We start from the raw sequence: 20,611 nt of genomic DNA, 5'->3' as shown, positions 1-20,611 counted from the left end.
GATGCGTCGCCTGTTTCCCGTCTTCATCGCCGCCGTCGCTCTCCTGGCAGGGGTGATCCTGTTCACCTTCGTCAAGCACGGCGACACCGCCCACACCCAGTCGGTGCCGGAAGCCGGCGCGAGCGCCCGCTGATGCCGCGCTGGCTGCCGCTCGCGGGCGCCGCATTGCTCGCCATCCTGGTGGTGATCGGCCTCGGCCTGTGGAAGTTCGAGCGGTTGCAGGAGGCGCGCATCGAGAATGGCGGCCGCCCGGCCATTCCCGCCTGCGCACCCGACCGGGTCGGCGATACGGGGCTCGCCGCCAATTGCCCGGGAACCGCCTTCCCGCCCGCCAAGGCGCCGTAGGACCCGCGTCGCACGGCGGGGACCGCGTTCAGGGCCGGCAGGCCCGCAGGAAGAAATCCAGCGAACGCTTCAACGTCTCGCGCTTGACGTGGGTCATGCCCGGCCGCTCCAGCCCGAGTTCCGTCCGGTCGACGAACCCCCGGATGGTCAGCCCCAGGAAGGCGTCCGCCGCGTGCCGGACATCTTCCACGGCGATCTCGCCGGACCGGACGCCCTCCTCCAGGCAGCGCTCGACCAGGGGCACCACGCGTGCCAATCCGAAATCATGGAGCGCGCGGGCGAATTCCGGGAAGCGCGCGGCCTCGGCCACCATCACCCGCCGGAACGCGATGCAGTCGGGGGTCAGGACCGTCTCGAGGATGGCGAGGGCAATGCGGTGGAGCCGCTCCTCCAGGGAGCCGGCCTCGGCCGCCACCCGCTCGATGGAGGGCACGTTCTCCTCGATGAAGCGCACGCAGACGGCTTCGAAAAGATCGACCTTGGAGGTAAAGCGCGTGTAGATCGTCTTCTTCGACAGACCGGCGGAACCCGCGATCGCGTCGATGCTCGCCGCTTCGAAGCCCTCGGTGAGGAACACCACCTTGGCCGCGGCCAGGACGCGCAGCAGGACGTCGCCCTCGGTCCCGCGCGGCGGGCGGCCGAGGCGCCGGACCGGCGACGGCGTCACGTCCCTCTGAGTCACGGCGCGGTGTCCTCCCCCGGGGAAACGATGCCAGCCCTGCCCGGCGAACACCAGGGCGGCGGCACCAAAGCCATGTGGACCCGGTTCCGCCATGTTGATCCGGCTCGCCCCTCCTGCCGTTTCAGAAGAACGCCTGCAGCCCCGTCTGCGCCCGGCCGAGGATGAGCGCGTGGACGTCGTGCGTGCCTTCGTAGGTGTTCACCGTCTCGAGGTTCTGGGCGTGGCGCATCACATGGTACGCGCCCATGATGCCGTTGCCGCCGTGCATGTCGCGGGCGACCCGGGCGATGTCGAGGGCCTTGCCGCAATTGTTGCGCTTGATCAGCGAGATCATCTCGGGCGCCATCCGCCCCGCGTCGAACAGGCGCCCGACCCGCAGTGCGGCCTGGAGGCCGAGGGCGATCTCGGTCTGCATGTCGGCGAGCTTCTTCTGAACGAGCTGGGTCTGGGCGAGCGGCCGGCCGAATTGCTGGCGCTCCAGGGTGTAGGACCGCGCCCGGTGCCAGCAATCCTCCGCCGCCCCCATGGCGCCCCAGGCGATGCCGTAGCGTGCCCGGTTGAGGCAGCCGAACGGCCCCTTCAGGCCCGAGACGTTGGGCAGAAGCGCGTCCTCCCCCACCTCGACATCCGCCATCACGATCTCCCCCGTGGTGGAGGCGCGGAGCGAAAGCTTGCCCTTCAGGGTCGGGGCCGAGAGACCCGGCATGCCCTTCTCCAGGATGAAGCCCCGGATCGCGCCCTCATGCGCCTCGGACTTGGCCCAGACCACGAACACGTCGGCGAAGGGCGCGTTCGAGATCCACATCTTGGCTCCCGACAGGCGATAGCCCCCGTCGGTCTTCACGGCCTTCGTCTTCATGCCGGCCGGGTCCGAGCCGGCATCGGGCTCGGTCAGGCCGAAGCAGCCGATCCACTCGCCGGCAGCGAGCTTTGGCAGGAACTTGCGGCGCTGGTCGTCCGAGCCGTAGGCGTGGATCGGGTACATCACCAGCGAGGATTGCACGCTCATCATCGAGCGGTAGCCGGAATCCACCGCCTCGACGGCGCGAGCGACGAGGCCGTAGGCGACGTACGTGGCGCCGGCGCCGCCGTATTCCTCCGGCAGGGTCACGCCCAGCAGCCCGCGCGCGCCCATCTTGGCGAAGAGTTCAGGGTTGGGGGTCTCGTGGGCGTAGGCCTCGACGATGCCGGGCAGGAGTTCCTCCTGCGCGAAGGACCGGGCCGCCTCGTGGATGGCGCGCTCGTCTTCGGTGAGCTGGTCGTCCATCAGGAAGGGATCGTCCCAGGCGAAGCCGGCGGAAGCGGGGGCTGTCGGCGCGGCTGAGCCGGGCGGGCGCGTCGGAGCGTTCATCGGCGTTCCTCGAATTGTCTGTTCCGGCGATCCTATCAGGCCGCGCCGGAGAGGCCACCCGCGCGGCGCCGGAGTGGAACGGGGCGAATTCCTGGTAGACAGGCACCGCGCCGGAGGGCGTCGTGCCGGGCGGCGCAGGGATGGGAGAACACGTATGGGCGAGACGACGGCGCAGGACGGCGGCCCACAGCCCCCATCGCCGGCCCTGCCGCTGACCGGCATCCGCGTGCTCGATCTCTCGCGCGTGCTCGCCGGCCCCTGGTGCGCCATGTGCCTGGGCGATCTCGGGGCCGAAGTGATCAAGGTCGAGCACCCGGAGCGGGGCGACGACACCCGCGACTGGGGCCTGCGCACGGGCGCCACCAACACCTCGTATTTCGACAGCGCCAACCGCAACAAGCGCTCGATCACCCTCGACCTCGCCACCCCGGAGGGGCTGGCGATCGCGCGCGATCTCGCCCGGTCCAGCGACGTGGTGGTGCAGAATTTCAAGACCGGCGGCGCCGATCGCCTCGGCCTCGGCTACGCGGACCTCAGCGCCGAGAACCCGCGCCTGATCTACTGCTCGATCTCCGGCTACGCCTCGGACGGCCCCGAGGCGATGCGGCCGGGCTACGACATCGTGGTGCAGGGCGAGGCCGGCCTGATGGCGCTGAACGGCGAGGCCGACCGGCCCCCCCTGAAGTTCGGCCTCGCGGCGGTCGACCTCTTCACCGGGCAATACGCGACCCAGGGGGTGCTCGCCGCCCTGTTCGAGCGCGAGCGCACCGGGCTCGGGCGCCACGTCGAACTGGCCCTGTTCGATTGCGGCGTGGCGCTCACCGCCTATTGCGGCCTGGAGGCGATGGTGCGGGGGCACGATCCCGTCCGTGCCGGCAACGCCCATCCGTCGATCGCGCCCTACGGCGTGTTCGAGACCGGGGACGGCCCGATCGTCCTGGCGGTGGGCAACAACGGCCAGTACCGCCGCCTGTGCGAGCAGGTGCTGGAGCGTCCCGACCTCGCCTCCGATCCGCGCTTTTCCACCAACCTGGAGCGCTCGCGCAACCGGTCGCAGTTCCTGCCGGCGCTCGAGGCCGAACTCGCCCGCTGGACCCGGGCCGATCTCGTCGCCCGGCTGGACGCGGCGGGCATCCCCTGCGGCGAGGTGCTGGGTCTGCACGAGGCCCTGACCTCCGACCGGGCGCGGGCCGGCACCCTCGTGCTGCCCCAGGGCGGCGACGCCCATCCGGGCGCCCACGTCCTCGCCCCGCCCTATCGCCTCGACGGGGAGCGCCTGCCCGTCCGCCTGATGCCGCCGGCCCTCGGGGCGTCGAGCGCCGAGATCCGGGCGGAATCCGACGCGCGGCGCGCGGGAGAGATCCGGGCGGAGCCGGTGGACGGAAAACCGTAGGACGACCCGAGGACGAATCCCTCGAACCCGCAGGCGTCTTCAAACCGGCAGCAGCGTGAACCCGAGGCTCCGGCCCGCGAAGCGCGCCGTGATCCGGCCCGGCCCCGCCAGGTCGAACGGCACCGAGAGCGTGCCGGTGGAGACGATGCTGCCGGCGGGAAGAGTCATGCCGCGCTCGCGCGCCACGGCCATCAGGTCGGTGAGCGCGGCGAGCGGGTCGGTCACGTCGTCGCCCGTGACGGCGCGGACCCGCTCGGTCCCGTCGACCTCGACCACGAGGCTGCGCGCCACCTCGGCGAGGTCGGCCGCCGGAATCGCCGGGCCGAGCACCAGGGCCTGGAAGGCGGAATTGTCGGCGGCGAAGCTCGGCCAGCCGACGGCGCGGCGATCGAAGAACCGGGACAGCACGAGTTCGAACGCCGCGCAGGTCTCGCCGACGATGTCGGCCGCCGGGACCACGGGAGCGTCCGGGGCGACATCGCGGGCGATCCGGTACGCGATCTCGAACTCGATCGTGACCGCGCCGGCATGCGGCATCCGGAGCGCGGCGCCGTCGGCGTGAAGGTGATCCTTCAGCACCCGACCCGCGATGGAGCGGCCGACGCCGGAACTGCGCTTGCCCTTGTGACTGCCGATGGCGAGCTTCCAGCCGACGGATTCCGCGCCGAGGGCGGCCAGGAGCCGATCCTGGACGTCGTAGCCCTCCGCCATCGTGCGCGGGCGGACGGCCTCCGGCAATTCGGCGAAGGGCCGCCCGTCGCGATAGGCATCCCGCAGCAGCTCTGCGGCGGGCCGGGGATCGAAGGTATCGGAATCGAACGTATCGGACATGGTGGACCTTGCTGTCGGGCGGAGCGGAGCGCGACCGATCCCCTCCCGGATCCTCTACCGGATTCCTGCGCCCGGATGCGCCTGTTTCCTCAGCGCGCCCTGTCCGGAGAAGGCTCGGCCCGCAGGAAATCGAAGTCGCAGCCTTCGTCCGCCTGCAGCACCGTCTCGTAGAACAGGTGCAAGTAGCCGCGCCTGGCCCAATCCGGTCTGACGGGCGGTCCGAGTGCGATCCGCCGCCGCTCCAGCTCCGCATCGTCGACCAGCACGTCGATGCGCCGGCCCGCGGTGTCGAGGCGGATGAGGTCGCCGGTCCGGACGAGGCCGAGGGGGCCGCCAACGGCCGATTCCGGCGTGATGTGGAGGACGATGGTGCCGAAGGCGGTTCCGCTCATGCGCGCATCGGAGATCCGCACCATGTCCTTGATCCCGCGCGCCAGGATCTGTTTCGGAATCGGCAGGTAGCCCGCCTCGGGCATGCCGGGGGCGCCCTTCGGTCCGCCGTTCTGGAGGACGAGAACGTCGTCCGGTCCGACGTCGAGGTCGGGATCGTCGATCCGGATGGTCATGTCGGCGATCGAGGTGAACACCACCGCCCGGCCGGTGTGCTGAAGCAGGGCGGGGCTTGCGGCGCTGTGCTTGATCAGGGCGCCGCGTGGGGCGAGATTGCCGCGCAGGACCGCCATGGCGCCGACCGGCTTGATCGGGTCTCCGGCGGAGCGGATCACGGTCTGGCCCGGCACGTCCTCGGCCTGCGCCACCACGTCCCGCAAGGTGCCGCCCGCCACGGTGCGGGCGTCGCGATCGATCAGCGATCCCAGGTTCCGGAGCAGGGTCGGCAGGCCGCCCGCATGGTGGAAATGCTCCATGTAGTGCTGGCCCGAGGGCTTGAGGTCGACCAGCACGGGCACGGCCCGGCCGATTGCGTCGAAGGCGTCGAGATCGATGCCGTGCGGCGTCCGATTGGCGATGGCGGTCAGGTGGATCAGGCCGTTGGTCGACCCGCCGATCGCCTGCATCACCACCTGGGCGTTGCGGAAGGCGGCCGGTGTCAGGAGTTCGCTCGGCCGCGGGCCGCCCGAGACCGCCATCTCGGCGGCGCGGCGACCGCTCGCCTCGGCGATGCGGATGCGCTCGGCATGGGGCGCCGGCACGGTGGCGCTCATCGGCAGCGACAGGCCGAGCGCTTCCGTGACGCAGGCCATGGTGCTGGCCGTGCCCATCACCATGCAGGTGCCGACGGAGGGGGCGAGGCGGCTGTTGACCCGCTCGATCTCCTCGGCGTCGATCGCGCCGGCCCGATGAGCGCTCCAGAGCCGGCGGCAATCGGTGCAGGCGCCCAGCACCTCGCCCTTGTGGTGGCCCACCACCATCGGGCCGACCGGGATGACCACGGTGGGCAGGTCGACGCTCGCCGCCGCCATGATCTGCGCCGGCAGAGTCTTGTCGCAGCCGCCGATGACGAGGACCGCGTCCATCGGCTGGGCCTGCAGCATCTCCTCGGTGTCCATGGCCATCAGGTTGCGCAGGACCATCGAGGTCGGGTGGGCGAAGCTCTCGTGGATCGAGATCGTCGGGAACACCATCGGCAGGCCGCCGGCCAGCATCACCCCGCGCTTGGCCGCCTCGATCAGGGCGGGGGCGTTGCCGTGGCAGGGGTTGTAGTCGCTCGCCGTGTTGGTGATGCCGACGATGGGCCGGTCGAGGGCATCGTCCGAGTAGCCCGCCGCCTTGATGAAGGCCTTGCGCAGGAACAGGGAGAAGCCCGCGTCGCCGTAGCTGGTGAGGCCCTTGCGCAGACCTTTGCTCATGATGCGTGTCCCGTTCCGGATGTCAGGGCGCCACGCGGGCGCGCGGGTCGACGCGGGCGATGCGCGACAGAAGGTAGTCGACCTCCGCCCTACCCTGCGCCGACAGGCTCGCGGCCGGCTTGCGCTGGGCGTCCGAGGCGAAGATGCCGCGCTTCTGGAAAACGTACTTGCGCACCGCGAGGCCCAGGGGACCCTGCTGCTGTTCGTATCGCAGATACGGCAGGTGTGCGTCGAAGAGGTCGTGCGCCGCATCGCGCGCGCCGGCCTTCGACAGCCGCACGACGTCGACCAGCATCTCCGGGAAGGCGTAGCCGGTGTTGGCGCCGTCCGCGCCGCGCTCCATCTCGAAGTCGAGGAACAGGCCGCCATTGCCGGTGAGGATCGCGATGTGGCGCATCGAACCGTCCTGCTCGAAGGCGCGCAGCGCCGTGATCTTGTCGAGCCCCGGCCAATCCTCGTGCTTGAGCATGACGCAGGACGGATTCTCGGTGACGATCCGGCGGATGACCGCGGGGGTCATCACCACCGAGAAGGTCAGCGGGTAATCCTGGATCACGAAGGGCACGTCGGCGCCGATCGCCTCGGCGGCGTTGCGGTAATAGGCCACCACCTGATCGTCGGTGCGCAGGGTGTTGGGCGGCCCGATCATGACGCCGGCCGCACCCAGATCCATCACCTCGCGGGCGAGCGACCGCATGGCGGCGAAACCGGGTGCCGAAACACCGACGAGGACGGGGATATCCAGGCGCCCGACGACCCGCTTGGCGATGGCGACCGCCTCGGCATGGTCGAGCTTCGGCGCTTCGCCGAGCTGGCCCAGGATGGTGACGCCATCGACGCCCGCGCCCGAGAAGACCCCGCACATCCGGTCGAGGGAGGCCTCGTCGACCCGGCCGTCGGGATGGAAGGGGGTCGGGGCGATGGGGATCACCCCCTTGATCGCGCTGGTCAGAGCCATGGTGTCCTCCTTGGGGGTCGGCGGGGCCGAGGAACGGGCAAGTGACGAGGAAGTGGCAGGGGATCGTCGGGGGATCGTCGGCGCTGCCGGGGTGACGAGGTCGGACCGCGGCCGGCCGCGGATCGGGCGGTCCGCGCGAGGCTTCAGGAGCCCTCCCCCGCCACCTCGATGCGGGCCTTGAGGATCTCGATGAGCGACCGGTCGCGGCGCTCGGCCAGAGCCTCGAGCGAGCGGCCGGCGGCCTCGGTCTCGATCCCGTCCACGATCCGGTTCTTGACCGCCTCCGTCAGGCTCGGGGTGCCGAGGCTGGCCCAGCGCCGCTCCTGGCTCGGGCCGAGATGGTCGAGATAGTGGCGGATGCCGCCCGCCCCGCCGCCCAGGTGATAGGTCATGTGCGGGCCCATCGCGGCCCAGCGCAGGCCGGGACCGTTGCACAGGGCGGCATCGATGTCGGCGACGCTCGCCACGCCCTCGGCCACGAGGTTCACCGCCTCCCGGTACAGGGCCGAGGCGAGGCGGTTGGCGATGTGGCCCGGCATCTCGCGGTCGAGGATCACGGGCCGGCGCCCGAGGCGGGCATAGAAGGCCGCGGCCCGCGCCGCCACCGCGGGCGTGCCGGCGACGATCTCCACCAGCGGCACGAGGTGGGGCGGGTGGAACGGATGCGCCACCAGGATCCGCTCCGGCCGGACGCAATCGGCCACGAGGGCGCTGCGCAGCATCGCCGAGGTGCTCGACGCCACGAGGATCGAGGGCGGCAGCAGGCGATCGACCTCCGCCAGCAGGGTGCGCTTCACCGCCTCGTTCTCCGGCGCGTTCTCCTGCACGTAGTCCGTGCCGGCGAGGGCGTCCTCCGGGCGGCCGTAGAATTGCAGCGCGCCCTGCCCGCGCAAGCCCAGCTCGGCCAGCTGCGCGCGCGCCGCCTCGATCGCCCGGCCGGCGCTCGCCTCGAATCCGGGCGCGGGATCGCAGGCCGCCACATCGAGGCCGTGAGCCAGGAACAGGGCGGCCCAGCTGGCACCCAGGGTGCCGCAGCCCAGCACGGTGACCCGGCCGATTTCATCCGTTTCAAGGCCCGCCAAAACTCTCCCTCCCGGCGCTTTACATTCGAATCCAGAATACGCTTAACTCAAGACTGTACCGACCGTTTTCTCGGCGGACAAAGCGGGCGCCACGACCCGCGACCGGAGGACACCGATGTTCAAGCGCCACGCGACGACGCGCGCAGCCCTGTTCGTTCTCGCGACCCTGGGGGCTCTCGGCAGCGCCCGGGCCGACGACGTGGTGCGCCTCGGCAACCTGAAGTTCGCCCATTACGGGGCGATCTCCTACATGAAGGAGATCGCTCCGAAATACGGCCTGAAGATCGACGAGAAGGTCTTCGCCAAGGGAGCCGACATCTACCCCGCCATGGCGGTGGATCAGATCGACATCTCGGCCTCGGGCGCCGACGGCGCGGTGGCGGCGCGCGGCAACGGCGTGAAGCTCTACGTGGTGGCGGGTTTCGCCAATGGCGGCGTCCGCATCCTGCGCCGGCCCGACCTCGACACGGTCAAGACCCTGAAGGACGTGAAGGGCCTCAAGGTCGCCACCGTGCGGGGCGGCACCCAGGACCTGATGCTGCTGGCCGAGCTCGACAAGCACGGGATGACCTGGTCCGAGCGGGCCGGCAAGGACGTGCAGCTGATCTATTTCAACAACTACGCCGACCTGAACCAGGCGCTCGCGCAGAAATACGTCGACGTGATCTGCCAGAGCGAGCCGCAATCGACCCAGGCCATCAGCGCGGGCTACGCCACCGAGGTGGTCAAGCCCTACGACACCCCCATCGGCGTGCCGGTGCGCCCGCTGGTGATGACCGAGAAGATGTACAACGAGCGGCCCGAGGTCGCCGCCAGGGTCCTCAAGCTATTCGTGGCCGCCACCAAGGCCTTCATCGACGATCCGGCGCTCGCCGAGAAGTACGTCCGTGAAACGGTGTTCAAGGGCCAGCTCTCGAGCCAGGATTTTCGCGATGGCATGGCCAACGCGAAGTACACCTACGACGTGCCGGCCGGGCACATGCAGACCACGACCGACTACATGATGAAGTACGGCCTCGGGAAGATGGTGAACCCGCCGAAATCCGACGCCGAGTGGGTGAAGACCGACCTCCTCGACAAGGCCAAGGCCGAGCTCAAGACGAACTGAGCGCGACCATGAACCGGTTTCGCGGCGCTCTCGTCCCCCTCGTCCTCCTCGTCCTGTGGGAGATCCTCAGCCGGGCCGGCGTGTTCTCCCCGATCGTCTTGCCGCCGCCGAGCGCGGTGGCGGTGAAGTGGTACCAGGGCCTCCTGCCCGGCCTGCCCTACGATCCGGCGACGGAGAGCTACGGGCAGTGGCTGGTCTCCGGCGAGATGCCGCACGACGCGGTGGCGAGCCTCGCGCGCGTCCTCATGGGCTTCTGCGTCGGCGCCGGGCTCGCGGTGCCGGTCGGGCTCATCCTCGGCACCAGCGACCGGCTCTATGGGCTGTTCAACCCGCTTCTCCAGATCCTGCGGCCGATTCCACCCATCGCCTACATCCCGCTGGCCATCGTGTGGTTCGGCCTCGGCAACCCGCCGGCTCTGTTCCTGATCGCGCTCGGGACCTTCTTCCCCGTGCTGGTCAACACCATCGCGGGCGTGCGGCAAGTGGATTCGATCTACATCCGCGCCGCCCGCAATCTCGGGGCGAAGCCCTGGACGATGTTCCGCCGGGTGATCCTGCCGGCGGCGAGCCCCTACGTGCTCGCAGGCATGCGTATCGGCATCGGCACCGCCTTCATCGTGGTCATCGTGGCCGAGATGATCGCGGTCTCGGACGGCCTCGGCTACCGCATCCTCGAGGCGCGCGAGTACATGTGGTCGGACAAGATCATCGGCGGCATGCTCACCATCGGCATCCTCGGCCTCATCATCGACGGGGCGATGTCGCGCCTCAACGACCACCTCCTGCGCTGGCATCGCGGCCTTGAACGCTGAACCGGGACGGCTGATCATGTCGGCGCAGATCGAGATCGCCCACGCCAGCAAGGTGTTCGGGACGGGCGCCGGCGCCGTGCCGGCGCTGGACGACATCACCGCGACGGTGCCGGAGGGGCAGTTCCTCTGCCTGCTCGGGCCGTCCGGCTGCGGCAAGTCCACCCTGCTCAACGCGGTGGCGGGCTTCATGCCCCTCAGCGCCGGGCAGATCCGCATGGGCGGGCGCCCGGTGACGGAGCCGGGCCCGGACCGGGGCATGGTCTTCCAGGAATATGCCCTGTTTCCCTGGATGAACGTGGAGGACAATGTCCGCTTCGGCCTCGACATCCAGGGCGTGCCGCGCGCCGACGCCACGGTGACGGTGGACCGCATCGTCGCCACCCTCGGCCTGTCGGATTTCCGCAAGCGCTACCCGAAGGACCTGTCCGGCGGCATGCGCCAGCGCGTGGCCATCGCCCGCATCCTGGCGCTGGACCCGCCCGTGATGCTGATGGACGAGCCGTTCGGGGCGCTGGACGCCCTGACCCGCCGCACCCTGCAGGACGAGCTGCTACGGATCTGGGCCGAGTCCCGCAAGACGGTGATCTTCGTCACCCACTCGATCGAGGAGGCGATCTATCTCGCCGATCGCATCCTGGTGATGACCTACCGGCCGGGCCGCATCAAGCGCGACCTCACGGTCGAGATCCCACGCCCGCGCGACACCGCCTCGGGCGAGTTCAACGCCCTCAAGCGGGAACTCGCCGGCCTGGTGATGGCCGAGCAGCAGCGCTTCACCAGCGCGGAGCTGCACGGGGCCGCGGTGGACTGAACCGCAACCCCCGCCGGTGGGACCCGGAACCGGGCTCGCCCGGTCGTCGCCCCGGCCTGATCAGGGCGGGATCCTGACGTTTCGATCCGCGTGTGATCCGCACCTCATCCGCGCGCCCGATGGGCCCGGCGCCTCGGCGCACCGCGACCTTTCGAATGTCTGTCGGCCGACCCTCAGCGTCCCGTCCTTTCTTATGATAATCGTATTTCACTTGGAGATCTGATCAGATAAAAACCGCGAGGTAATCCTCTGCCAAGTGATTAAAATGCAGTCTAGTTTTTCTCGATCCCTGATGTGGTCGCCCACCATCGCCTTGTCATGGTTCTGGGGATTGGGGTTCTTCTATACTATTCATGTGACCCTGACCAATGGATGGCTTGGGTTCCTTGCGTTTGCACTGCCTAATGCGGGAGGGCTTTGCCTATTCGGGTGGATGCTCGGAGCGCCTCAGAGAAATCCCGCCAAGATCCTGGCCGATGTCGGGTCGCGATACGCGCTCCTGTTCCAATTGTGCCAACTGTTTGCCTTCGCCATCACAGTGTTCGGTTTCGCGTATTACGCGTGGATTCCGCTGTTCGGCACGCAGGCCGAACTCGGACTCTCCGTTCTGATCCTGGCCGCCTGCTCGATCGGACACGCGCTTCCGTTGCGGAGGCTCAAGACACTCCACGCGGCTTATCTGGTCATCGGGCTGATCGCCGCCGGCGTAGCCCTCGTGCGCTTCTGGCCGGCCTCGCAGGCCGCCAGCCTCCCGCTGTTCGCCCTCGACGATCGCTTCACCGGTCTCGTCATCCCGACCCTCGTGGGTTTCCTGCTCGGACCGTGGATGGACGTGCAGCACTGGCAGCGGGCGGTGGAGATCCGGCGCGAAGGCGCGTCGATCCGGCTGGCCTACGGCGTCGGCGCGATCCTGTTCTTCGGTCTTCTGTCGATGAACGCCCTGCTGGCGGCGGCGGCGGGGTCGGCCGGCAGCATCGTGTCGGCCGACGGGATCACCGGATTGCAGCCGGCGGTCGCCCTCGCGATCGCTCGCGGCCACCTCGACGGAGTGGTCCTGCCCTTCGTGGTGTGGACCGTCATCGCGGCGGCCTCGACCTTCGACAGCTTCTACGGCGCGACGCGCTGGTTCATGACGGCGGTCACGGCGCGGAGTTCCTCCCCGCTGCTCGCCTTCATCCCGGCGGGCCTCATCGCCTCCCCGGTCTGGATCGTGTTCGCCGCGCTGGCGCTCGCCTTCGCGATGATCGCCGCCAACCTGTCGATGATGTACCTGATGCTCCCCTTCGCTACGCTCTTGGTCGGCGCTGCGGGCAGCCTCGTCGGCGAGACCCTCGGTGCCAGACGGCCCTACGATCCGGTGCTGAGCTACATGATCGGCCTGACCGCGGCGCTGATCTTCCTCGCGGGCTACGTCACGCCCGTTCCGGCCTTCCTGGCGATCGCGCCGCTGATCGGCCTGATCGGCGCGCTGCCGGCAATCCTGGATCTCTTCGGCTGGACCGCGCCCCAGCCCGTCGCCTCGGCGACCGACCCGAACGCCGTCCCGCAGGCGCCCGCCCCGATCGCCGCCCCCGTGGTGACGATGGCGCGCGAGGACGCGGTCATGTCGCACGGGTTCGACGGGCAATGGTTCGTGATGCGGATGATCCCAACCTACGACGACACCAATTCGGTCGGGAACGTCTATTTCGCCAACTACGTCCGCTGGGTCGGCAAGACGCGCGAGCTGTTCTTCAACATCTGCATGCCGCGGTTCGATCTGAAGACGACGAGCTTCTACGTCCTGACCAAGTCCTTCACCCACGATTTCCGGCGCGAGGCCGCGGAGTTCGAGCCCATCGTCGTCCGGCTGCGGATCGCCAACCACAATCGCAAGTTCGTCACTCTCGCCCACGAGATCCACAGCGAGCGGCACGGCCTTCTCGGCCGGGGCGAGCAGTCGCTGATGTTCGTGGACACGCAGCTGTTCCGGCCCCTGGATATCCCCCGCTCGATCGTCGAGGGCTTCCTGCCCTACTGGCCGAAATCCTCGCCCCACACGGTCCAGCCGCAGCAGGCCGCGGAGAGTGCGGCGATCGGGGGACGCTGAGCCGGGATCAGGCCGCGTGAGGCTGCCTCGGGCGGATCACCCGCAGCGCCGCCAGTGCCGCGGCCTCCTTCAGGGGCAGGGGCTTGCTGAACAGGTAGCCCTGGAGTTCGTGGCAGCCCTGCTGGGCCAGGCACAGGCGCTGCGCCTCGGTCTCCACGCCCTCGGCGGTGATCGTCATGTCGAGGCTCATCGCCAGGTCGACGATGGCCCGCACGATCGCGGCGCCGCTCTTCTCGTGCGGCAGGTCGCGCACGAAGCTTTGGTCGATCTTGATCTTGTCGAAGGCGATGCGGCGCAGGTAGCTCAGGCTCGAATAGCCCGTCCCGAAATCATCCAGCGAGAGCCGGACGTTCATCTCGCGCAGCTTGATCAAGGTGGTGTGGACGGCCGGCGTCGCCTCGAGGAACACCGATTCCGTCACCTCGAGTTCGAGGCAGCCGGCCGGAAGGCCGCTATCCCGCAGGGCCGAGCGCACGATCAGGGTCAGGTCGGAGTGGCGGAACTGGATCGGCGACAGGTTGACGGCGATGTGGAGGCCCCGCGGCCAGCTCGCGGCGATCCGGCAGGCCTCCCGGATGATCCATTCCCCGATCGGGATGATCATGCCGGTCTCCTCCGCCAGGGGGATGAACTCGGCCGGGGAGACGAAGCCGCGGACCTGGTGCTTCCAGCGCAGCAGCGCCTCGAAGCCGTGGATCCGGCCGTCCGCCGCACTGACGATGGGCTGGAAATAGAGGACGAACTCGTCGCGATCGAGCGCGCCGCGCAGATCCGCCGTCAGGGCGCGCCGGGCCTCGATGCGCTCGTCCATCTCGGCTTCGTAGAAGCGGTAGCCGTTGCGGCCCTCGTTCTTCATCCGGTAGAGCGCCAGGTCGGCGCGGTGCATGATCTCGCGGCGCCCATCCTTCGGGGCGACCGCGATGCCGATGCTGATGCCCACGCTGACGCAGATGCCCTCGATGTGGAACGGCAGGGCGATGGCCTCGACGATCCCGCTCGCCAGGGCCTCGAGGGCGTAGTCGTCGCGCAGGTGCGACCCCGTCGCCAGGATCGCGAACTCGTCTCCGGCCAGGCGCGCGAGGAGCACGTCGGGCGCGGCCCGGCGCAGCCGCTCGGCCATGGCGCGCAGCAGCGCGTCTCCGGTGGCGTGGCCGAAGGTATCGTTCACGCTCTTGAACTCGTCGAGATCGAGGGCCAGCACGGCGAACCGGTCGGCCTCCCCGAGGTCCGCGAGAAGGCTGTCGAGCTGCTGCTGGAACAGGACGCGGTTGGGGAGGTCGGTGAGGGAATCGTGCAGAGCCAGGTACGACAGCCGCTCCTCGGAGCGCCGCTTCTCGGTGACGTCTGAGCCGACGCCGCGGAAGCCCGCGAACTCGCCCTTCCGGCTGAAGGTCGGCTTGCCGCTCAAGGACCAGGTGCGCGCCTCGCCGGCGATGTCGATGGGGAGCAGGATGTTCCGGAACGCGCGGCGCTCCTCGATATGCTTCCACAGGCTCGCGCTCGGATGCCCGAACGGCGCGGCAAGCGAGGGCAGGAGCAGCCGTTCGAGCGGAAGGCCCTGGAGCTGGCGCTCGGAGGAGCCCGCGACCTCGATCAGGCGCGGGGACACGTATTGCAGGCGCAGGTCGGAATTGGTCTCCCAGAGCCAGTCGCTGGCGCTTTCCTCGAACTCGTTGAGCAGCAGGTGGGTGAATTCCTGCTGCCGTTCGAGATCGGCCTGCGCGATCACCCGCATCGTCACGAGACGGCTCAGGTGGATGATCGTCAGGCAGACGAACGCGGCATAGAAGGTGAGGAGAAGGCCGACATAGATGTAGAACTGCTCGCCCGTCATCACGAGGGCGACGAACGAACCGACGATGATCGGGCCGGAATACGCGATGGCGGCGCGGGGCAGGACCGCCGCGCTCATGCCGGTGGCGATGAGGCCGGCGCAGCTCGCCGCGATCAGCAGACGGCCATCCGCGTCGGCCTTGCCGAACAGCATGACGGGGATCGAAGCCAGGAGGCACCCGTAGAGAAAGGCCGCGAGCGTCACCCGGCGGACGAAGCGCAGATTCACCTCGGTCGGCTTGGCGCGCGAGCGCCAGCGCCAGCACTGCTCCAGCGCGCCGACGGCCAGCGGGAGGATGAAGGCTTCGAGCAGGGCCAGATAGGTCCGCTCAGGCGAGTTCCAGTAAAGGTACACGATGACCTGCACGACGCTGAGGCTGACCAGCACCGTGAAGGGCACGAGGCGCAGGGCCACATCGATCTGCTCGAGACGAACGCGATCGCGCAGACTGGAATCCAGGGGTCCGCCCCGCCGATCCGTGTCGACCAGGAATGAAATCAACATCTCGAACGACACCGACGTCCCTTGCTGAGCGTCTGTAGACCTGGAACTAAAGGTGGAAACTCTTAATATGCCCTGTAGCCGGGATTCTTCGACGATGGGCGAAACAGAAGGTTAACATAAAAATAATATCCTTCGGTGAACCATGCTATGATCCTCAAGTGTATTTTGAATATCGGAAATCGACGCAAATGGCGTGATCTTCCCGCATGATCGTTGGCTCCGGGCGGGCCGGACCATCCGGCCGTCGGGATACGGATCGCCCGACCCGTCATGTCTCCGATCCTCCTTGGTCGCCCCTCCGTGATCCCGCGCTCCGGAACGGGTCTAGATGCGCCCCGACGATCCCCGCACGACGAGGCGGCCGCTCAGGGTGACCTTGCGCACCGCTTCCGCCGGCGCCTTCAGCCGGTCGAACAGCAGCGCCATCGCCTGGGCGCCGATCTGCGCGACGGGCTGCTCGATCACCGTGAGTCCGGGCTCCACGAGGTCGGTCCAGGGGTCGTTGTCGAAGCCGGCGAGGCCGAGCCGGTCCGGCACCGCCAGGGCGAGCGCGCGCGCGGCCCGCACTGCTCCCATCAGCATCAGGCCGTTCGACAGGATCAGCGCATCGGGGCGGTCCGGCTCGGTCAGCCAGCGGGTCAGCGTGGCTTCGGCCGCCTCCGCCGTGGGCGGCGCGACGCGGGTCAGGGGCTCGGCGCCGAGGCGCCGGATCGCCACCTCGTAGCCGGCCTGCCGCTCCTGCGCCGTGGAGCTCGTCGAGCCGAACAGGCCGCCGATCCGGCGATAGCCCCGGGCTCGAAGATGATCGACCAGGGTGCCGGTCGCGGCCGCGTTGTCGAGCACCACGCTGTCATAGGTGCCCGCGGGGCCGGTCCGGTCGATGAACACCACCGGCACGTCCAGGCTGTCGGCCTTGAGCGACTCGGCGGTGACGCGGGTGGGCGCGAAGATCACGCCGGTGACCCGCTCCTCCTCCATCAGGCGCAGGTACAGACGCTCGCGCTCGGGGTCCTCGTCGGTGTTGCACAGGATCACCCGCATGCCGGCGGCGTAGGCGGCATCCTCGACCGCACGGCTCACGGCCGTGAAGAAGGGATTGCGGATGTCGGCGACAATCAACCCGATGGTCTGCGTTGATTGTGAGCGCAGGCGCCGGGCCGAGAGGTTCGGGCGGTATCCGGTGGCTCGAACCGCGGCTTCGACTTGCTGGCGCAGGACGTCGCTGACCGGTCCCCGCCCCAGAGCCCGGGAGACCGTCGCCGTCGAGACGCCGGCCGCGCGCGCCACGTCGCGAATACTGGCACTCATCGGGAAGAGAACGTTTTCAGCGTCATAGCGCCGTTCTGGCACCGAGATCCGTGATCGACAAGGGTCCGGTTTGCATTATTGCGCCGAATTCCGTTGACAGAATTTGTGAAAACGTTTTCATACAGCCAACAACTGCACCGGCAACGATGTTCACGGGAGGAGCACGCCATGCTCGCGCCGACGCCGACCCTTTCTCCGCGCCTGCTGATTCAGCTGGGTGCCGCGCCGGCCACCAAGGAAGCGGCGATCCGGGCTGCGGCCCAGCTCCTCATCGCATCCGGCTGCATCGAGGCGCCCTACGAAGCCAGCATGCTGCGGCGCGAGGGCGTGGCGAACACCTATCTGGGCCACGGCGTGGTCATCCCGCACGGCATGGTCGACGACCGTCACCACGTCCGCGACAGCGGGCTGGCGGTCCTGCAGGTTCCGGGCGGCATCGCGTGGCACGGCGGCCAGGTCGCCCACCTCGTGGTCGCCATCGCGGCCCAGTCGGACACCCACATCACCATCCTGCGTCGCCTGACCCGGCTGATCCAGGACGAGGCGCGCCTCGCCGCCCTGCGCACCACCACCCGCAAGGAGGAGATCGTCGCGGCCCTCACCGAAGATGCGCCTGCGCCCGGTGCGGCCGGCCCGGCGGGCGACCTCAGGCAGCGCTTCGACTGGACCGTCGATTATCCCACCGGGCTCCATGCCCGCCCGGCCGCCCATTGGGTCGAGACGGCCCGCGCCTGCCCCGCCCGGATCCAGGTGCGCCACGGCGCCGAAGTCGCCGACGCCAAGAACCTGATCGCCCTGCTCCAGCTCGGCCTGCGCTGCGGCGACGCGGTGACGATCTCGTCGGAGGGGGACGACGAAGCCGGCGCCCTCGCCCGGATCTGCGCGGCGGTGACGGGCCTGAGCGCCGGGGAAAAGGCCGCCGCGCGGGCCGCCGCGGAAGCCGCCGCTCGTGCGGCCGGCCCGGTGGCCGGCTGGAACCCCGCCGACGCGCCGCGCGTGCTGGCCGGCATCGGCGCGAGCCCCGGTCTCACCATCGCGCCCATCCATGTGCTGAGCCAGGCGGAGGTCACGGTCCCGGACGTGCCCGAGCCCCTGACCTCCGGCGGCGACCGCCTGCACGCGGCCCTCGCCGCCACCGAGGGTCAGCTCCGGGCACTGGCCGACGACACCGAGCGCCGCCTCGGCAAGGCCGATGCCGGCATCTTTCGGGCGCAAGGCGAGCTCATCGCCGACACGGACCTGATCACCCTGGCCTGCCAGCTGATGGTGGAGGGCCACGGGGTCGCGTTCGCCTGGAACCAGGCGGTGGAGCGGATGGCCGGCCGGCTCTCGGCCCTGGGCAATCCCGTGCTCGCCGCCCGTGCGGCGGACCTGCGCGACGTCGGCCGGCGGGTGCTGGCGCAGATCGATCCGTCGCTCAGGAGCCGCCACGACCTGCCGGACGCGCCCTGCATCCTCATCGCCCCCGATCTCGCCCCGTCCGACACCGCCGGGCTCGACCCGTCCCGGGTCATCGGCCTCGCCACCGCCCAGGGCGGCCCGACCTCGCACACCGCGATCCTGGCCCGCACCCTGGGGATTCCCGCCATGGTGGCGGGCGGCCCCACCCTGCTCGCCCTGAAGAACCACACCCCCGCGATCCTCGACGGCGGCACCGGCCGGCTCTACCTCGACCCGAGCGCGGCCGACCTCGCCTCGGCCCGGGCCTGGGGTGCGCGCCAGCGCGCCAGGGCCGAGGCGGAGGCCCGCGAGCGGTCCCTGCCCGCGCGCACCCGCGACGGGCACACGGTCGCCATCGGGGCCAACGTCAACAATCCCGAACAGGTGCCCCTCGCCCTCGACCAGGGCGCCGAGGGCGTGGGCCTGATGCGCACCGAGTTCCTGTTTTTGGAGCGCGGCGACACGCCGACCGAGGACGATCAGTACGCCACCTATCGGGCGATGCTGGACGCCCTCGCCGGCCGGCCGCTGATCGTGCGCACCCTCGATATCGGCGGCGACAAGCAGGTGGCTCACCTGCACCTGCCGCGGGAGGAGAACCCGTTTCTCGGCGTGCGCGGCGCCCGGCTGCTCCTGCGCCGGCCCGACCTGATGGAGCCGCAGCTGCGCGCCCTGTACCGGGCGGCCCGAGACGGCATTCTGGCCGGTGCGCCCACCGGCAGGGAGGCCCCGCTCTCCATCATGTTCCCGATGATCACCTCGGTGCCGGAGGTGCTCGCGCTCCGCGCCCACTGCGCGCGCATCCGGGCCGAACTCGAGGCGCCGGCCTTGCCGCTCGGCATCATGATCGAGGTGCCGGCCGCCGCGATCCAGGCCGACGCCCTCGCACGGCACTGCGACTTCTTCTCGATCGGCACCAACGACCTGACGCAGTACGCCCTGGCCATCGACCGCCAGAACACCGAGCTCGCGCCGGAGGCCGATTCCCTGCATCCGGCGGTGCTGCGCCTGATCCACATGACCTGCGCGGGCGCGGCCCGGCACGGGCGCTGGGTCGGCGTCTGCGGGGGCATCGCCGGCGATCCGTTCGGCGCCGGCCTGCTCGCCGGCCTCGGCGTCCACGAGCTGTCGATGACCCCGCGCGACGTGGCCGCCGTGAAGGCCCGGCTGCGGGTGAGCGAGATCGGCGCCCTGCGGGCGCTGGCCGCCCGGGCCTGCGCCCAGGAGGACGCGGCCGCGGTCCGAGCCCTGGCTGCGCCCGACGAGGGAGAGCCCGCATGAGCCGCGTCGTCACCCTCACCCTCAACCCGGCCCTCGACAGGTCCGTGACCCTCGACGCCCTGCGGCCCGGGCACGTCCATCGGGCGCGCGGCACGCGCTCGGATGCGGGCGGAAAGGGCGTCAACGTCGCCGCCTGCCTCGCCGATTGGGGCGTGCCGGTGGCCGCCGCCGGAATCCTCGGCCAGGACAACGCCGCGCCGTTCCAGGCCCTGCTGGCGGCCAAGGGCATCGAGGATCGCTTCGTGCGCATCCCGGGCGAGACCCGGACCAACCTGAAGCTGTTCGACGCGGAGACCGGCGACACCACGGACCTCAACCTGCCGGGGCTCGCCGTCGATTCCGCCACCCTCGACCTCGTCCGGGCGCTGCTGCGCCGGGATGTGACATCCGATGCCCTGGTGGTGCTGGCCGGCAGCCTGCCGGGCGGCGTCGTGCCCGGGATCTACGCGGAGATCGCCGCCGAGCTGCGGCCGCGCGGCGCCCGCCTCGTCCTCGACGCGTCCGGCCCCGCCCTGGCGGCGGCCCTGGCGGCCCCGGCCGAAGCCCTGCCTTTCGCGGTCAAGCCCAACCGGCACGAACTCGAGGATTGGGTCGGGCGGCCGCTACCGACCCTGGCCGATGTGGTCGGGGCGGCCCGCGATCTGGTGGCGCGCGGCATCCCCCTGGTGGTGGTCTCGTTGGGGGCCGAGGGCGCGCTGTTCGCGGCGGCCGACGGCATGGTCCACGCCCATCCCCCGCCGACCCGGGTGACCAGCACGGTGGGGGCGGGCGACGCCCTCGTGGCCGGCCTCGTCGCCGGCCTCCATGCGGGCCTCGACCGGGTCGCGACCGCGCGCCTCGCCATGGCCTTCGCGGCCGGCAAGCTCGGCCTGGCCGGCGCCAACCTGCCCGCCCGCGAGACCGTCCTGGCGATCGCCAGGACGGTGCGGGTCGAATCGCTCGACGTCCCGGTCTGAAACCTCGGACTCCGGACC

At 70.1% G+C, this 20,611-nt stretch carries 17 protein-coding genes; 9 read left to right on the top strand and 8 right to left on the bottom strand.

Translation table 11 applies throughout. The features are described from left to right. Nucleotide 1: 1 nt before the first annotated feature. Nucleotides 2–133, top strand: coding sequence for a hypothetical protein (locus tag J7U37_RS25145; RefSeq protein WP_282103945.1), 132 nt, complete (start codon nucleotides 2–4; stop codon nucleotides 131–133). After that, nucleotides 133–345, top strand: a complete 213-nt coding sequence (locus J7U37_RS17520; protein WP_056481036.1) for a hypothetical protein — start codon at nucleotides 133–135, stop codon at nucleotides 343–345. Before J7U37_RS25145 ends, J7U37_RS17520 begins: the two co-directional genes overlap by 1 nt. A 28-nt stretch (nucleotides 346–373) precedes the next feature. Here the strand turns inward: J7U37_RS17520 and J7U37_RS17515 are convergent, their stop codons facing one another. After that, nucleotides 374–1,027: a TetR/AcrR family transcriptional regulator gene (locus J7U37_RS17515; RefSeq protein WP_247636519.1), complete on the bottom strand. Its 654-nt coding sequence runs from the start codon at nucleotides 1,025–1,027 to the stop codon at nucleotides 374–376. 121 nt (nucleotides 1,028–1,148) lie between these two features. Further along, entirely contained in the window at nucleotides 1,149–2,378 is a 1,230-nt protein-coding gene (locus J7U37_RS17510; RefSeq protein WP_056190642.1) for an acyl-CoA dehydrogenase, read from the bottom strand. A gap of 154 nt (nucleotides 2,379–2,532) precedes the next feature. Between J7U37_RS17510 and J7U37_RS17505 the strand changes: the two genes are divergently transcribed. Then, nucleotides 2,533–3,771, top strand: coding sequence for a CaiB/BaiF CoA-transferase family protein (locus tag J7U37_RS17505; protein WP_247636518.1), 1,239 nt, complete (start codon nucleotides 2,533–2,535; stop codon nucleotides 3,769–3,771). A 39-nt stretch (nucleotides 3,772–3,810) separates the two neighbouring features. Here the strand turns inward: J7U37_RS17505 and J7U37_RS17500 are convergent, their stop codons facing one another. The 4 genes from J7U37_RS17500 to J7U37_RS17485 form a co-directional block, all read right to left on the bottom strand. Beyond that, entirely contained in the window at nucleotides 3,811–4,602 is a 792-nt protein-coding gene (locus tag J7U37_RS17500) for a fumarylacetoacetate hydrolase family protein (protein WP_247636517.1), read from the bottom strand. A gap of 89 nt (nucleotides 4,603–4,691) precedes the next feature. After that, a complete protein-coding gene (locus J7U37_RS17495; protein ID WP_247636516.1) occupies nucleotides 4,692–6,410 on the bottom strand; it encodes an IlvD/Edd family dehydratase in 1,719 nt (572 codons plus the stop codon). A 22-nt stretch (nucleotides 6,411–6,432) separates the two neighbouring features. After that, nucleotides 6,433–7,368, bottom strand: coding sequence for a dihydrodipicolinate synthase family protein (locus J7U37_RS17490; protein WP_056190633.1), 936 nt, complete (start codon nucleotides 7,366–7,368; stop codon nucleotides 6,433–6,435). 143 nt (nucleotides 7,369–7,511) lie between these two features. Beyond that, nucleotides 7,512–8,450: a 3-hydroxyacyl-CoA dehydrogenase NAD-binding domain-containing protein gene (locus tag J7U37_RS17485; RefSeq protein WP_247636515.1), complete on the bottom strand. Its 939-nt coding sequence runs from the start codon at nucleotides 8,448–8,450 to the stop codon at nucleotides 7,512–7,514. Between the two features lie 115 nt (nucleotides 8,451–8,565). Here J7U37_RS17485 and J7U37_RS17480 point away from each other — a divergent pair, with 115 nt between their 5' ends. The 4 genes from J7U37_RS17480 (at nucleotide 8,566) to J7U37_RS17465 (ending at nucleotide 13,270) form a co-directional block, all read left to right on the top strand. After that, nucleotides 8,566–9,558, top strand: a complete 993-nt coding sequence (locus J7U37_RS17480; protein ID WP_082503726.1) for an ABC transporter substrate-binding protein — start codon at nucleotides 8,566–8,568, stop codon at nucleotides 9,556–9,558. A gap of 8 nt (nucleotides 9,559–9,566) precedes the next feature. After that, complete coding sequence (locus J7U37_RS17475; RefSeq protein ID WP_056190629.1) at nucleotides 9,567–10,370, top strand: ABC transporter permease; 804 nt, start codon at nucleotides 9,567–9,569, stop codon at nucleotides 10,368–10,370. A 16-nt stretch (nucleotides 10,371–10,386) separates the two neighbouring features. Continuing rightward, the gene (locus J7U37_RS17470; RefSeq protein WP_247636514.1) at nucleotides 10,387–11,181 is read left to right on the top strand and encodes an ABC transporter ATP-binding protein; all 795 of its coding nucleotides are present in this window, start codon (nucleotides 10,387–10,389) and stop codon (nucleotides 11,179–11,181) included. A 433-nt stretch (nucleotides 11,182–11,614) separates the two neighbouring features. Next, complete coding sequence (locus tag J7U37_RS17465) at nucleotides 11,615–13,270, top strand: thioesterase family protein (protein ID WP_247636513.1); 1,656 nt, start codon at nucleotides 11,615–11,617, stop codon at nucleotides 13,268–13,270. Nucleotides 13,271–13,277: 7 nt separating this feature from the next. On the opposite strand, the gene J7U37_RS17460 is transcribed toward J7U37_RS17465, so the two are convergent. Further along, the gene (locus tag J7U37_RS17460; RefSeq protein ID WP_247636512.1) at nucleotides 13,278–15,608 is read right to left on the bottom strand and encodes an EAL domain-containing protein; all 2,331 of its coding nucleotides are present in this window, start codon (nucleotides 15,606–15,608) and stop codon (nucleotides 13,278–13,280) included. A gap of 324 nt (nucleotides 15,609–15,932) precedes the next feature. After that, complete coding sequence (locus J7U37_RS17455; protein ID WP_247636511.1) at nucleotides 15,933–16,916, bottom strand: LacI family DNA-binding transcriptional regulator; 984 nt, start codon at nucleotides 16,914–16,916, stop codon at nucleotides 15,933–15,935. Nucleotides 16,917–17,084: 168 nt separating this feature from the next. Here J7U37_RS17455 and ptsP point away from each other — a divergent pair, with 168 nt between their 5' ends. Beyond that, nucleotides 17,085–19,637, top strand: coding sequence for a phosphoenolpyruvate--protein phosphotransferase (gene ptsP / locus J7U37_RS17450; protein WP_247636510.1), 2,553 nt, complete (start codon nucleotides 17,085–17,087; stop codon nucleotides 19,635–19,637). Beyond that, entirely contained in the window at nucleotides 19,634–20,593 is a 960-nt protein-coding gene (gene pfkB / locus J7U37_RS17445; RefSeq protein WP_247636509.1) for a 1-phosphofructokinase, read from the top strand. Before ptsP ends, pfkB begins: the two co-directional genes overlap by 4 nt. Nucleotides 20,594–20,611 lie beyond the last annotated feature (18 nt).

The organism is Methylobacterium sp. 37f (assembly GCF_023093475.1).
Taxonomy (GTDB): Bacteria; Pseudomonadota; Alphaproteobacteria; order Rhizobiales; family Beijerinckiaceae; genus Methylobacterium.
Note: the sequence above shows the minus strand (reverse complement) of the source record. Positions and strands in the feature narration are given on the sequence as shown.

Excerpts from the sequence above, each read along its gene's own strand:
- J7U37_RS25145 (WP_282103945.1), top strand. The coding sequence starts at position 2 with ATGCGTCGCCTGTTTCCCGTCTTCATCGCCGCCGTCGCTCTCCTGGCA.
- J7U37_RS17520 (WP_056481036.1), top strand. The coding sequence starts at position 133 with ATGCCGCGCTGGCTGCCGCTCGCGGGCGCCGCATTGCTCGCCATCCTG.
- J7U37_RS17510 (WP_056190642.1), bottom strand. The coding sequence starts at position 2,378 with ATGAACGCTCCGACGCGCCCGCCCGGCTCAGCCGCGCCGACAGCCCCC.
- J7U37_RS17505 (WP_247636518.1), top strand. The coding sequence starts at position 2,533 with ATGGGCGAGACGACGGCGCAGGACGGCGGCCCACAGCCCCCATCGCCG.
- J7U37_RS17500 (WP_247636517.1), bottom strand. The coding sequence starts at position 4,602 with ATGTCCGATACGTTCGATTCCGATACCTTCGATCCCCGGCCCGCCGCA.
- J7U37_RS17495 (WP_247636516.1), bottom strand. The coding sequence starts at position 6,410 with ATGAGCAAAGGTCTGCGCAAGGGCCTCACCAGCTACGGCGACGCGGGC.
- J7U37_RS17490 (WP_056190633.1), bottom strand. The coding sequence starts at position 7,368 with ATGGCTCTGACCAGCGCGATCAAGGGGGTGATCCCCATCGCCCCGACC.
- J7U37_RS17480 (WP_082503726.1), top strand. The coding sequence starts at position 8,566 with ATGTTCAAGCGCCACGCGACGACGCGCGCAGCCCTGTTCGTTCTCGCG.
- J7U37_RS17475 (WP_056190629.1), top strand. The coding sequence starts at position 9,567 with ATGAACCGGTTTCGCGGCGCTCTCGTCCCCCTCGTCCTCCTCGTCCTG.
- J7U37_RS17470 (WP_247636514.1), top strand. The coding sequence starts at position 10,387 with ATGTCGGCGCAGATCGAGATCGCCCACGCCAGCAAGGTGTTCGGGACG.
- J7U37_RS17465 (WP_247636513.1), top strand. The coding sequence starts at position 11,615 with ATGCTCGGAGCGCCTCAGAGAAATCCCGCCAAGATCCTGGCCGATGTC.
- J7U37_RS17460 (WP_247636512.1), bottom strand. The coding sequence starts at position 15,608 with ATGTTGATTTCATTCCTGGTCGACACGGATCGGCGGGGCGGACCCCTG.
- J7U37_RS17455 (WP_247636511.1), bottom strand. The coding sequence starts at position 16,916 with ATGAGTGCCAGTATTCGCGACGTGGCGCGCGCGGCCGGCGTCTCGACG.
- ptsP (WP_247636510.1), top strand. The coding sequence starts at position 17,085 with ATGCTCGCGCCGACGCCGACCCTTTCTCCGCGCCTGCTGATTCAGCTG.
- pfkB (WP_247636509.1), top strand. The coding sequence starts at position 19,634 with ATGAGCCGCGTCGTCACCCTCACCCTCAACCCGGCCCTCGACAGGTCC.